We start from the raw sequence: 11,495 nt of genomic DNA, 5'->3' as shown, positions 1-11,495 counted from the left end.
GCGCGGGGCGCTGTCATTACGCAGGCCGTCAGCCCGTCGCTCGACGAGGCTCCGGGCGTCCGGAAAGGGCGTGCCGTCAGTACGGCGCCATCAGCTTCAGGACGAGGAGCGCGGCCAAGCTCAGCACCGCGATCGGGATCTGGAGCGGGCGGAGCCGCGCGAAGAACAGCGGCGCCTCGCCCCGGCGCGCGGCGATCGGATCGAGCACCGCCACCGCGACGAAGCCGGCGATCAGGAGGTCGAGCGCGATCACCCGGTTGCCGAGGATCACCACCGTGAGGAGCGCGGCCAGCCCAAGGCCGAACAGGGCCAGCATGGTCGCGATCTGCACGAGGGTGGGCCCGCCCTCGGTGCGGAAGCTGAGGCCGCGGCGCACGCCCGAGAAGAACAGCAGGATTGCGGCGCCGTAGAGGATGGTGGCGAGCAGGATCAGCTCGTCCCAGGTCCCGCGCCACCACCACGCGGCCGCCGCCCCGGCGACGAAGGGCAGCATCGGGCCGTAGCCGAACACCACGCTGAGCCAGGGCGTTTCCCGCGATTCATGCGCGGTCAGCGTGCGTCCGGTGGCATCGTCGCGCATCGTCTGTGCCGTCCTTCCCGAGCCGGCTCCCCCGGGCCGCGCTCCTCTTGCGCGCGCTTGAACCCGGACGCAATCGCCCGGTTCCGGCGGGGTTGCCGGGGGATCAGGCTCCTTGCGCCGCGCGCTGCCGCTCGCGGCGGCGCGAGCGCCGGCCGGGCTCCGGCGTCGCGTCGAGCCAGATCACCAGGGCCAACGCGGCGAGCGCCGGAGCGCCGAGCGCCAGGAACGCGCCCGTCCAGCCCAGCAGGGCGTAGGCGAGGCCGCCGTACCACGCCGAGAGGGCGCCGCCGATCCCCTGCACGGCGTTGACGGTGCCGAGCGCCGTCTGGGTGCGGCCGGACCCCCAGGTCAGGTCGGCCACCACCACCGGCACCGCGACGCCGACGATGCCCGAGGCGACGCCGTCGAGGATCTCGGCCGCGATCAGCCAAGTGGGATCGTCGATGAAGCCCGAGAGCGCGGCGCGCAGGGGCAGCACCGCGAAGGCCACGAGCAGGAGCTTGCGCCGTCCGCGCCGGTCGGCGAGCGAGCCGGCAAACAGCGCCACCGGCACCATCACGAGCTGCGCCACCATGACGTAGATCGCCGTCCAGTGCGTGGCGCTGACGGCGCTCGCCACGAGCTTCTGGCCGAGCAGCGAGAGCATGCCGCCGCTGCCGAGGTTGAACAGGGCCAGCGCGGCGGCCAGCACCAGCAGCCTGCGGTCTCCGAGCACGCCGCGGATGCCGGCACGCGGCGGATCGCCGTCGTCCTCCTTCCAGCCCACCGCGCGACGCCCGTTCCAGGCGTCGCGCGGGGTCGTCAGCGTCGCGACGATCGCCAGCACCGCCATGAGGCCCAGCACCCAGAACGCGATCGCCGGCCCGAACCGCTCCGTGCCGAGGGTGATGGCGCCGGCCGCCGCGAGGATGCCGAGGTGGTTGAAGGCTTGGTTGCGGCCCTGCTGGCGCGGGAACCTGTCCTTCCCGACGATCCCGAGGGTGAGGGCCGTCACCGCGGGCACCAGCAGCGTGCCGCCGGCCGCGGCCAGCAACTGCGCGATGAACACGAAGCCGAAGGCGCGGGCCGGCAGCAGCAGCAGGGTGCCGGCCAGGATCGCGGCGCAGGCCGACGCGATCAGCAGACGCGGACGCCCGAGCCGATCGACGAGCGCGCCGAAGGGGCCGCTGAGCAGCAGCGTGCCGAAGCCGACCAGCGTGGTGACGAGGCCGACGCGGGCCGGGCTCCACGACCCGGCCTGCGCGAGCCACGTGCCGAGGAAGGGGCCGAGCCCGCCCTGGATGTCGCCGATGAAGACGTTGATCAGGGCGAGGTGGGTCGTCGGGGCCATGCGGTCCTTGAGCAGCGGCGAGGCGGAGGCGGGGGTGGCCCGGCCCGGCGCCACCGTCAAGGCCGGTCGCCGGAGCCGGCCGCGGTCCGCGATGCGTCAGATCGCGACCATGCCGCCGGTCACCGCCAGCATCGCGCCGTTGACGTAGCTCGCCTCGTCGGAGGCCAGCATCACGTAGGCGGGCGCGAGTCCGGCCGGCTGGCCGGGGCGGCCCGCGGGCGTCCTCGAGCCGAACGTTTCCACCTGTTCGGTGTCCATCGTCGCGGGGATCAGCGGCGTCCAGATCGGGCCGGGCAGCACGGCGTTGGCGCGGATACCGCGCTTGCCGAGGATCGACGCTCGGCAGCCATCGCGAAGGTCGGTAACGCATGGTTTGCCGATCGTCCGCGTTTGAACCGATGCATAGGGAAGCGGACGGTCGGAGACCCGTGACAGCCGCCGGCATCGAGAGCCTACGCTGCCGCCTGCATGCGTTGCTTCACCGCGCGCATGTCGCGTCCCGGCGGTATCCCGAACATCCGGCCGTATTCCCGCGTGAACTGGGAGACGCTCTCGTAGCCGACGCCATGGGCGGCGCTGCCGATCGCCGCACCATCCGCCAGCATCATGCGCCGTGCCTCGATCAGACGGAGCTGCTTCTGGAAGCGAAGCGGCGTCAGCGACGTCACGCTGCGGAAATGGTGGTGGAACGCGGACGGGCTCATCCCGGCCGCCTGCGCCAGCCCCTCGACTCGCAGCGGCTGCGCGAAATCGGTGCGGATGATCGCGACGGCGCGGGCGATGCGCTGCGCGTGGCTGTCGGCGACGCCGAGCGTTCGGATGGCGCCGCCGTGCCGGCCCGAGAGCAGCCAGTAGTGCAGCTCACGCACGAGCTGGCCGTGCAGGACGGGGAAGGACCGCGGCCGGTCGAGCAGGCGCATGAGCCGGAGGGCGGCGTCCGCGACCTCGCCCTCGGTGGGATCGACGCGGACCGGCATGCCCGCGGCGAAGGGGCTGGGACCGATCTCGATCACTAGGTCCGCGATCACCGCAGGGTCCAGCTCGACGACGAGCGAGAGGTAGGGCGTTCCCAGCGTCGCGCGCGTGATCTGGCTCACGGTGGGCACGTCGGCGGTGATCAGCAGCGACGCGCCCGCCCCGAAGTCGAAGGTGCTGGCGCCCAGGCTCACGCGCTTGGCGCCTTGCAGGACGAGCGCCACCAGCGGCCTGGAGATCGCATAGTGCAAGGCTCCCGGCCTGGTCTCGCGGACGATCGTCAGCCCGGGGACCGGCGTCCGGGCGATGCCGTTCCGGTCGGCATGGGCTTGCGCGTAGCGGCGCGCGGCGTCGAGCAGCATCCCGGTCATGCCGGTTTCCTAGGACGCGCTCCGCGGCTCGGCAATCGCTCCTGGAGGAATGGGCAAGAACGGGCGACGATCGGGCAACACCGGTCGGCGCGCATCGGGCACAGCCGGGTCATCGAACCACCGACACCGGGACCCTATCGATGACCACCCTCTCGCTCGTCACCGGCGCCAGCCGCGGCCTCGGCCGCAACACCGCGATCAGCATCGCCCGCCACGGCGGGGACGTGATCCTCACCTATCGCCACGGCGCCGATGACGCGCGAGGCGTCGTCGCCGAGATCGAGGCGCTCGGCCGCAAGGCCGTCGCGCTGCAACTCGACGTCACGCGGGTGTCAACCTTCCCGTCCTTCGTGGAGCACGTGCGTGCGGCGCTCGGCGCGACGTGGGACCGCGCCACCTTCGACCACCTCGTCAACAACGCCGGCCAGGGCGAGATGGCGAGCCTCGTCGAAACGACCGAGGCGCAGTTCGACGTGTTGTTCGACACCCACGTCAAGGGCGTGTTCTTCCTGACGCAAGCCCTGCTGCCGACGCTCACGGACGGCGGCCGCATCATCAACTTTTCGTCGGGGCTGACGCGCGTGTCCTTCCCCGGCTTCTCCGCTTACGCGGCGGCCAAGAGCGCGGTCGAGATCCTGACCGTGTACATGGCCAAGGAGCTTGGGCTTCGGGGCATCACCGCGAACACCGTCGCGCCCGGCGCGATCGAGACGGACTTCCTGGGCGGCGCCGTGCGCGACATGCCCGACCTGAACAGGCAGTTCGCCGAGATGACCGCGCTCGGCCGCGTCGGCCTGCCCGACGACATCGGACCAATGGTGGCGAGCCTGCTCGGGCCCGACAACCGCTGGGTCAACGGCCAGCGCATCGAGGTGTCGGGCGGCCAGACGATCTGATCGACCACGCCGCGGGCCCCACCCCCTCGCCGACCGAGATAGCCTCATGCCCAAGATGATCGTCCACGCGCCCGAAGGCACCTTCGACGCGTCGGCCCGGCAGCAGGTCGCGGCTGCGTTGACCGAGCTCGGCCTCACCTGCGAGGCGCTGCCGAAATCGCCCTTCGTGAAGAGTACCGTGTGGACCTACTTCAACGCCTACGCGGCCGAGGCGGTGTTCATGGGCGAGCGGCCGGCCACCGCGAAGGTCGTCAGCCTTCAGGTCTACGTCATCGCGGGCGGGCTCGACGCGGACGCCAAGCGCAGCCTGATCGAAGGGGCCACCGCGATCCTGGGCCGTCACCTGGGCGGGGGGACGCGTGTCCCGGTCTACGTCGTCATCCACGAGATCGCCGAGAGCAACTGGGGTCTCTTCGGCGCCACCGCCGATCTCGAAGCCCTGCGTGCCTCGGCGATCGACGCGCCGGCTTTCGGGTTCGACGCTTAGATGAACGACCGTCCGCTCTCGGGACATGGTCGGCGAAGTGGAGGCGTGCACCTGGGATTGGAAGCGGACGGTACCAAGCGTCTGACTTCGATCGCCAGGGCGTTCTTTGCCGAAGCGGACGCTGGTTCGATGGAAGAGCGTGACGCAACAACGACTTGGAGCCGCGCTCGACAGCGCGCTCGGGCGCGGCTCAAGCACCGCTCGGCTCGCGGCTAAGGGGGCTCCCCGGCGCAGTCGTCAGCGGTTCATCGCGAGGAAGCCTGTCACGGCACAGGTCCGGAAACGCTTCGCGCCCCAACGGGATCGGGAACGGCACCGGTCGGCTGTCCGTCGGGCAACCGCCGGCCTTCGCGCGGCGGCAGCCAACAGGACTGCGTCCCCGCTCAGCGCTCCGCCCGGCTGATCGTCGCCTCGATCTGCCCGTGCGGCTCGTCGGTCGGCAGGAACACCGTGCCGGGATTGTCCAGGCCGAAGGGCGCCAAGTTGATCGGGATGTAGTGCTTGTTGGGCATCGCGAAGCCGATCTCGGCGATCTCAGGGATCGCGGCCAGCACCGCCTCGCCCATCCGGTACATGCTGTCCTGCACCCCGTGGCTGTAGGTGGTGCCGAACACCGTGAGCAGGTGGTCGAGCACCCCCGCGTTGGCCGTTGCGTAGTCGGCCGGCGCCCGCGTCCAGGTCCAGGTCGCGTCCATGCTGGTGGCCGCGATGCGGTCGGTGGTGTCGGGGAGCGTCCGGTAGGCGTCGTCGACGAAGTCGACCCAGCCCGACTGCGTCGTCTTCATCACGGTGAAGCCGCGCACGCCCGATTGCAGTACCGACCCGTTCCGGCCCGCCGCGAGCCGGACGTAGCCGGTGCCGTTGCCGTCCAGGGTGAAGGTGTGGCCGTGCGGCGCGCCGCCGAAGGACTGGCGCAGCCATCGCGTCTCGCGCCCCTCGACCGTAACCTCCTCCACCTGCGGGTAGGTGTCCAGGAACACGGCCGCGACGGCCTCCACGAAGGCCTCCTTGTCCAGCGACGGGTTCTTGGCTGCGGTGACGTTGACGATGTTCTTCACGCTGTCGGTGGCGATGCAGGCGCGGTTGTCGCCGGCCGTCCAGGCGGCGTCGAAGGCCCCCTTCATCAGGACGGTGAGGGCGAGTTCGCGCGGCGTGTGGTGGTCGCCCTCGCGGGTCAGCCGCATCACCCGCACGCGGGCCTTGCCGTAGCGCGACGCGGTCAGGGTCATCGTCGTCTCCTCTATCTCCGGGTCCGGGCGGGGTTCAGTGCGCGTCGGCGGCGGCGGCCTGCCGAATGGCCGCGTCGCGCGCCTCCGCCGTGCTGCCGAGCCCGTTGAAGAACAGGTTGAGCAGCACCGCCGAGATCGCCGCGAGCAGGATGCCGGATTCGAGCAGCGGGTGCAGGGCGTGCGGCATCTGCCGGAAGAAGGTCGGGGCGACCAGCGGAATCATGCCGAACCCGACCGAGACCGCGACCACGAACAGGTTGTTGCGGTTGCCGGCAAAATCCACCGCGCCGAGGATGCGGGCGCCGGTGGCGCCGACCATGCCGAACATCACCAGTCCGGCACCGCCGAGCACGCATTGCGGCACCGCTTCGACCAGGACCGCGAGCTTCGGGATCAGCCCAAGCCCGAGCATGATCACGCCGCCGACCACCGCGACGTAGCGCGAGCGCACGCCGGTGACGCCGACGAGGCCGATGTTCTGCGAGAACGAGGTGTAGGGGAAGGTGTTGAATACGCCCCCGATGATGGTGCCGAGGCCGTCCCCGCGCAGGCCCCGCGTCAGCCGCGCCTCGCCGACGGGGTCCTCGGTGATCTCGGCGAGCGCCAGGAACATGCCGGTCGACTCGATCATCACCACCACCATGACGATGCACAGCGTCAGGATCGAGACGGGATCGAAGGTCGGCCAGCCGAACGCGAACGGCCGCACCACGTCGAACCAGGGGGCGGTCGCGACGCGGCCGAGGTCGACCAAGCCGAAGAAGCCGGCCACCACCATCCCGACGACGATGCCGATGAGCACCGAGGCCGAGGAGACGAAGCCGACCCCGTAGCGCGTGATCGCGAGGATCACGCAGAGTACGAAGGCCGCGATGCCGAGGAAGACCGGCGCGCCGTAATCCGGGTTGCCGACGCCGCCCGCAGCCCAGTTCACCCCCACCCGCATCAGCGACACGCCGATCACCAGGATGATCGTGCCGGTGACGACCGGCGGGAACAGGGGCAGCAGCCGCCCGACCAGGGGGGCCACCAGCAGGGCGAACAGGCCGGCGGCGATCACCGCGCCGTAGATGCCCGTCAGCCCGACCTCCGGGCTGGTGCCCATCGCGATCATCGGCGTGACGGCGGCGAAGGTGACGCCCATCATCACCGGCATGCGCACGCCGATGCCGGGCAGGCCCCAGCTCTGGACGAGCGTCGCGAGGCCGCCCGCGAACAGGTCGGCGCTCACCAGCATCGCGACCTGCTCCGGCGGCAGCTTGAGGGCGCGCCCGACGATCAGCGGCACCGCAACCGCGCCCGCGTACATCACCAGCACGTGCTGGAGGCCGAGCAGGCCGAGGGCAACCGGGTTGACGGTGCTCACGGGGGCCGTCGCGGGGCCGAGGGGCACGGGGCCGACGGTCTCGGATTCTGGGTGAACCGTGCTCGACATCAGAAGGACACCTCCCGCGAGGCCGGCCTCCTGCGCGTTCAAGGCCGGGTCCGCCGACGGGGCAAGGCGTGTGCCAGGGCGTCGCCACGGCCAGGCGAGCTCCTGCGGCGGGGCGGCGCATCCCTGCGGTGGCGAGGATGGGTCCGCCGGGCGGTCGAGGCTCGCGCGCCGGTGCCGCGGGATCGCGCGCCCGCGATCGGCTTGCCGGACGCGAGGCCCGATGGTACCCGCCGAAATCCCCCGACGACGGACGATCCATGCCGAGCCCGCCGACCATCCGCGTCCACCGCGGCGACCTGCCCGAGGGCTACGCGGCGGGCGCGGCAATCGCCGTCGACACCGAGACGCTCGGCCTCAACCCGCACCGGGACCGGCTCTGCGTGGTGCAGGTCTCGAAGGGCGACGGCACGGCCGACGTGGTCCAGATCCTTCGCGACGGGCCGCGGCCCGAGACTCTCGCGCGCGTCCTGGCGGATTCCGGGATACAGAAGATCTTCCACTTCGCCCGCTTCGACCTCGCGGTGCTGTACCGCGCGCTCAGCGTGATGCCGGCGCCGGTCTACTGCACCAAGATCGCCTCGAAGCTCGCCCGCACCTACACCGACCGGCACGGGCTCAAGGACGTGGTCCGCGAACTCGTGGGCGTCGATCTCTCCAAGCAACAGCAATCCTCGGACTGGGGCGCCGAATCACTGAGCCCGGCGCAGGTCGACTACGCGGCCTCCGACGTGCTCCACCTCCACGCCGCCCGCGACCGCCTGAACGGGATGCTCGCCCGCGAGGGCCGCGCCGATCTGGCGCAGGCCTGCTTCGACTTCCTGCCGACCCGCGCCCGGCTCGACCTCGGCGGCTGGCCCGACACCGACATCTTCGCCCATACCTGAGGCACGCGCTGCGTGTGCAACCGCACAACGCCGCCGCGGCATCGTCGTCCACCGGTCCGTCGGGCGCACGCGATGGTTGAACATTCCGAAACACTTGAGCCATAACTTCGCCATCGGCCGGGCGCACCCCGCCCGAGGCCGGTGCGGTGCGCGCGCCGGAACCCAACGTCTCGCGGACGCGAAGACGCGTACGGCGTCGCATCGGAATCGTCATGCAGGTGGTCGACGCGATCGAGGTGAACGGCCCTGCGCAAGGGGGGCTGCCCGCACCCGTGAACCTGCGCCGGACCCGCGCGCACGCCCGCGCCCACCGCCACAGCGCGCAGGTGCGGACCCTGCGCCGCGTCCTGCCGGCGGCGGCTGGCGCCGCGGTCCTGGTGCTCGCGGGCTGGCTGCTCAACCCGTTCGGGACGGTCGTGCCCGGCCTCAGTGTCGGCCCGGTGACGCTCGCGGGCACCAAGGTGCGGATGGAGAACCCGAAGCTCTCCGGCTTCCGCAAGGGCGACCGCGGCTACGAGGTCACCGCCACCGCCGCCCTCCAGGACATGCGCCGGCCGAGCCTGATCGAGCTCGAAGCGATGCGCGGCCACATCGCTACCGACGAGAAGGGCGGCCTCGCGCGGCTCGAGGCCGCCAGCGGCCTGTTCGACACCACCCGCGAGGCCCTCGACCTCAAGCGCGACATCCGGATCTGGACCGACAAGGGCGAGGAGGCGCTGCTCCAGTCGGCGGCCGTCGACTTCAAGACCGGCAGCGTGACCTCGAAGGAAGCCGTCACCGTGAACCTCCCGACCGGGCAGGTGGTCGCCGACGGGCTCGACGTGATCGAGAACGGGCGCGTCATCTCCTTCATCGGCAACGTCCACACCGTGTTCCACGGCGCGGACAAGGCGGCCAAGGACAAGAAGGATCAGGCGCCCGCGGTCGCCGCCGACACGATCCCGGCCGACAAGGCACTCCTGCGTATCCTGACCTCGGCGGCCGAGCCCGCGGACGGCCAGCCATGAGGGCGCTCGGGGGATTCTCGACGCGTCTCGTCTGCGCGCTCGCGACCGTGGGGCTGCTCTCGGCCCCGCCCGCCCGCGCCGAGAAGCCGGCGGCCGCGGCAACCGCCAGGAAGGATGCGGCCTCGCCGCTCGGCTCCCTCGGCGGCGGCAAGGAGCCGATCAAGATCGACGCCGACCGCCTCGACGTGTTCGACCGCGAGAACAAGGCGATCTTTTCCGGCAACGTCGTCGCCGTGCAGGGCGACAGCACCATCCGCTGCTCGACCATGACGGTCCACTACAAGCGCGGCAAGGACAAGGCCGACAAGGATGCCAAGGCCGACCCGGCCGCGGACGCTGCGGACGAGAAGCCCAAGGATGCGGCGAGTCTGGGCGAGAACGGCATCCAGAAGGTGGAATGCGCCGGACCCGTGACCGTGGTGCAGAAGGATCAGGTCGCCACCGGCGACAACGCGGTGTTCGATCAGGGCGCCAAGCGCATCGTGCTCACCGGCAACGTGGTGCTGAGCCAGTGCCAGAACGTCACCCGCGGGCAGCGCCTCGTCTACGACATGAATTCCGGCCGCGCGAACATGGACCCGGTGCCGGGCGGGCGCGTCTCGGCGCTGTTCGTGCCGGGCGAGAAGTCCGACGCCAAGGACGGCAAGGCCAAGGGCTGCCCGCCGCCGAACCTCGCCAAAACTGTCGATAAGACCGGAGACAAGCCGGCCCCCAAGCCGGCGCTTCCCGCGGCCGAGGCGGGAAAGACGCGGGCCCAGGCCAATTGAGCGGTTCGATCGGCTTTCCTTGCGGTCGACAGGCCTTGTCCCCGAACCGGGCCGAGCCGCCCCGGGCGATGCGCCCGCGCGCCGCGTGGCTCGGCCGGATCTTCGGGCGCGCGCGCGAGGCCGCCGCGGTCGCCGCGCCGCTCGCCGTCGAGGGCGGCCCCGGCATCCTCAGCGTCCGCGGCCTGCGCAAGAGTTACGGCGCGCGCACCGTGGTGCACGAGGCGGGGCTAACCGTGCGGACCGGCGAGGCGGTGGGCCTGCTCGGGCCGAACGGGGCCGGCAAGACCACGATCTTCTACATGATCACCGGGCTGGTCGCCGCCGACCGCGGCCACATCACGCTGGACGGCTTAGCCATCACCCACCTGCCGATGTACCAGCGGGCCCGCCTCGGCATCGGCTACCTGCCGCAGGAGGCCTCGATCTTCCGCGGGCTGACCGTCGAGGACAACATCCGCGCGGTGCTGGAAGTCGCAGAGCCGGACAGGAAAGCGCGTGCGAGAAAACTCGATGCGCTGCTGGAGGAGTTCGACATCGCGCGCCTGCGCAAGGCGCCCGCGATCGCGCTGTCCGGCGGCGAGCGGCGGCGCTGCGAGATCGCCCGGGCGCTCGCCTCCTCGCCGACCTTCATGCTGCTCGACGAGCCGTTCGCCGGCATCGACCCGATCGCGGTCGGCGACATCCAGGACCTCGTCAAGCACCTGAAGAGCCGCGGCATCGGCGTGCTCATCACCGACCACAACGTGCGCGAGACGCTGGGCCTGATCGACCGCGCCTACATCGCCCATTCCGGTCGCATCCTCACCGAGGGCACGCCCGACGAGATCGTCGCCAACGCCGACGCGCGGCGCCTCTACCTCGGCGAGGATTTTCGGCTTTAGCCAGAGTGCTCTCCGCCGAAGTGGACGCCGGTCCGGCGTAAGAGAGCGCGTTAAAACAAAGACTGAGAGCTGCGCCCGATTGCAACGCGATTGGGCGCGGCTCTAGCGAGCTTCGGCCTGCAAAGCTTCTAGCAATCGGCCTTCGACCAGAAGGGCTGAGCCGTAATGGAACTCGGTATCGCAAACGTGACGCTGGTTCATCGAGAGGGAGGCGCTCTGCATTGCCAGGAGATCACCGGCCTCGTCGAAGAGCCCGGAGCCTGACCCGCCGTAGCCGTCGTTGCAATCGTGGCGTGCACGTCGGATGGCGTCTTCGCTCGGCGGGTCGATGCGCCTGATGGCACGGGCCTCGCGGCTGCTCTGGCCGCGATAGTTCTGGTGGCCGGCCGGCGAGACCATCGTGACCGGCAGCGTCACGTCGCCCATGGGTAGGCTCGGCGGGGCGCGCCGGGACCGGTTGCGGGGGCGCGTCGGCCGGCTCGGTGAGGCGCAGGAGAGCGCAATCGTCGGTGATATGCAGCCGCCGCGCCTCCGGCTCGGTGCCGAGGCGTAGGCTGTCGGGCACGAAGGCGTAGTTGCGGCCCGCGATCTGGAATCAGCATGACGAGCGTGGGCGTGCCGATGAGCCAAGCCGCGGCTGCCTTCTGCGGTAC

11 protein-coding genes and 2 pseudogenes are annotated in these 11,495 nt (G+C 71.1%); 6 read left to right on the top strand and 7 right to left on the bottom strand.

Annotated features, from left to right (window positions below):
• Positions 1-76: 76 nt before the first annotated feature.
• The 4 genes and pseudogenes from ACFE8Y_RS04840 to ACFE8Y_RS04825 all read right to left on the bottom strand — a co-directional run bounded on the left by ACFE8Y_RS04840 (position 77) and on the right by ACFE8Y_RS04825 (position 3,256).
• Positions 77-580, bottom strand: a complete 504-nt coding sequence (locus ACFE8Y_RS04840; RefSeq protein ID WP_375463257.1) for a DUF3429 domain-containing protein — start codon at positions 578-580, stop codon at positions 77-79.
• 103 nt (positions 581-683) lie between these two features.
• Positions 684-1,910 (bottom strand): MFS transporter, encoded by a 1,227-nt coding sequence (locus ACFE8Y_RS04835; RefSeq protein ID WP_375463256.1) that lies wholly within the window; start codon positions 1,908-1,910, stop codon positions 684-686.
• 96 nt (positions 1,911-2,006) lie between these two features.
• Positions 2,007-2,249, bottom strand: a pseudogene (locus ACFE8Y_RS04830) (SDR family oxidoreductase); the annotation flags it as partial.
• A 113-nt stretch (positions 2,250-2,362) separates the two neighbouring features.
• Positions 2,363-3,256 (bottom strand): AraC family transcriptional regulator N-terminal domain-containing protein, encoded by an 894-nt coding sequence (locus ACFE8Y_RS04825; RefSeq protein ID WP_375463255.1) that lies wholly within the window; start codon positions 3,254-3,256, stop codon positions 2,363-2,365.
• A 140-nt stretch (positions 3,257-3,396) separates the two neighbouring features.
• Here ACFE8Y_RS04825 and ACFE8Y_RS04820 point away from each other — a divergent pair, with 140 nt between their 5' ends.
• Both ACFE8Y_RS04820 and ACFE8Y_RS04815 read left to right on the top strand, forming a co-directional pair.
• Complete coding sequence (locus tag ACFE8Y_RS04820) at positions 3,397-4,152, top strand: SDR family NAD(P)-dependent oxidoreductase (protein ID WP_375463254.1); 756 nt, start codon at positions 3,397-3,399, stop codon at positions 4,150-4,152.
• A 46-nt stretch (positions 4,153-4,198) separates the two neighbouring features.
• The gene (locus tag ACFE8Y_RS04815; protein WP_375463253.1) at positions 4,199-4,639 is read left to right on the top strand and encodes a tautomerase family protein; all 441 of its coding nucleotides are present in this window, start codon (positions 4,199-4,201) and stop codon (positions 4,637-4,639) included.
• A 383-nt stretch (positions 4,640-5,022) separates the two neighbouring features.
• On the opposite strand, the gene pucL is transcribed toward ACFE8Y_RS04815, so the two are convergent.
• Together pucL and ACFE8Y_RS04805 are read right to left on the bottom strand one after the other, a co-directional pair.
• The gene (pucL, locus tag ACFE8Y_RS04810; RefSeq protein WP_375463252.1) at positions 5,023-5,868 is read right to left on the bottom strand and encodes a factor-independent urate hydroxylase; all 846 of its coding nucleotides are present in this window, start codon (positions 5,866-5,868) and stop codon (positions 5,023-5,025) included.
• Positions 5,869-5,902: 34 nt separating this feature from the next.
• Positions 5,903-7,303, bottom strand: coding sequence for a nucleobase:cation symporter-2 family protein (locus ACFE8Y_RS04805; protein ID WP_375463251.1), 1,401 nt, complete (start codon positions 7,301-7,303; stop codon positions 5,903-5,905).
• A 257-nt stretch (positions 7,304-7,560) separates the two neighbouring features.
• Between ACFE8Y_RS04805 and ACFE8Y_RS04800 the strand changes: the two genes are divergently transcribed.
• The 4 genes from ACFE8Y_RS04800 to lptB all read left to right on the top strand — a co-directional run bounded on the left by ACFE8Y_RS04800 (position 7,561) and on the right by lptB (position 10,842).
• A complete protein-coding gene (locus ACFE8Y_RS04800; protein WP_375463250.1) occupies positions 7,561-8,187 on the top strand; it encodes a ribonuclease D in 627 nt (208 codons plus the stop codon).
• Positions 8,188-8,399: 212 nt separating this feature from the next.
• The gene (lptC, locus tag ACFE8Y_RS04795; protein WP_375463249.1) at positions 8,400-9,194 is read left to right on the top strand and encodes an LPS export ABC transporter periplasmic protein LptC; all 795 of its coding nucleotides are present in this window, start codon (positions 8,400-8,402) and stop codon (positions 9,192-9,194) included.
• On the top strand, positions 9,191-9,961 hold the full coding sequence (locus ACFE8Y_RS04790) for an LptA/OstA family protein (protein ID WP_375463248.1): 771 nt from the start codon (positions 9,191-9,193) through the stop codon (positions 9,959-9,961). Before lptC ends, ACFE8Y_RS04790 begins: the two co-directional genes overlap by 4 nt.
• A 68-nt stretch (positions 9,962-10,029) precedes the next feature.
• Positions 10,030-10,842 carry an LPS export ABC transporter ATP-binding protein gene (gene lptB / locus ACFE8Y_RS04785; RefSeq protein ID WP_375463247.1) on the top strand — a complete coding sequence of 271 codons (813 nt, stop codon included), beginning with the start codon at positions 10,030-10,032 and terminating at the stop codon, positions 10,840-10,842.
• A 102-nt stretch (positions 10,843-10,944) separates the two neighbouring features.
• On the opposite strand, the pseudogene ACFE8Y_RS04780 reads toward lptB, so the two are convergent.
• A pseudogene (locus ACFE8Y_RS04780) lies at positions 10,945-11,495 on the bottom strand (serine protease); the annotation flags it as partial.

It is taken from the genome of uncultured Methylobacterium sp., assembly GCF_964242245.1.
Classification (GTDB): domain Bacteria; phylum Pseudomonadota; class Alphaproteobacteria; order Rhizobiales; family Beijerinckiaceae; genus Methylobacterium.
The sequence above is the reverse complement of the archived record's forward strand: the minus strand, read 5'-3'. Positions and strand labels throughout refer to the sequence as shown.

What these genes read in the sequence shown, in the direction of transcription:
- ACFE8Y_RS04840 (WP_375463257.1), bottom strand. Translation starts at nt 580, where the DNA reads ATGCGCGACGATGCCACCGGACGCACGCTGACCGCGCATGAATCGCGG.
- ACFE8Y_RS04835 (WP_375463256.1), bottom strand. Translation starts at nt 1,910, where the DNA reads ATGGCCCCGACGACCCACCTCGCCCTGATCAACGTCTTCATCGGCGAC.
- ACFE8Y_RS04825 (WP_375463255.1), bottom strand. Translation starts at nt 3,256, where the DNA reads ATGACCGGGATGCTGCTCGACGCCGCGCGCCGCTACGCGCAAGCCCAT.
- ACFE8Y_RS04820 (WP_375463254.1), top strand. Translation starts at nt 3,397, where the DNA reads ATGACCACCCTCTCGCTCGTCACCGGCGCCAGCCGCGGCCTCGGCCGC.
- ACFE8Y_RS04815 (WP_375463253.1), top strand. Translation starts at nt 4,199, where the DNA reads ATGCCCAAGATGATCGTCCACGCGCCCGAAGGCACCTTCGACGCGTCG.
- pucL (WP_375463252.1), bottom strand. Translation starts at nt 5,868, where the DNA reads ATGACCCTGACCGCGTCGCGCTACGGCAAGGCCCGCGTGCGGGTGATG.
- ACFE8Y_RS04805 (WP_375463251.1), bottom strand. Translation starts at nt 7,303, where the DNA reads ATGTCGAGCACGGTTCACCCAGAATCCGAGACCGTCGGCCCCGTGCCC.
- ACFE8Y_RS04800 (WP_375463250.1), top strand. Translation starts at nt 7,561, where the DNA reads ATGCCGAGCCCGCCGACCATCCGCGTCCACCGCGGCGACCTGCCCGAG.
- lptC (WP_375463249.1), top strand. Translation starts at nt 8,400, where the DNA reads ATGCAGGTGGTCGACGCGATCGAGGTGAACGGCCCTGCGCAAGGGGGG.
- ACFE8Y_RS04790 (WP_375463248.1), top strand. Translation starts at nt 9,191, where the DNA reads ATGAGGGCGCTCGGGGGATTCTCGACGCGTCTCGTCTGCGCGCTCGCG.
- lptB (WP_375463247.1), top strand. Translation starts at nt 10,030, where the DNA reads ATGCGCCCGCGCGCCGCGTGGCTCGGCCGGATCTTCGGGCGCGCGCGC.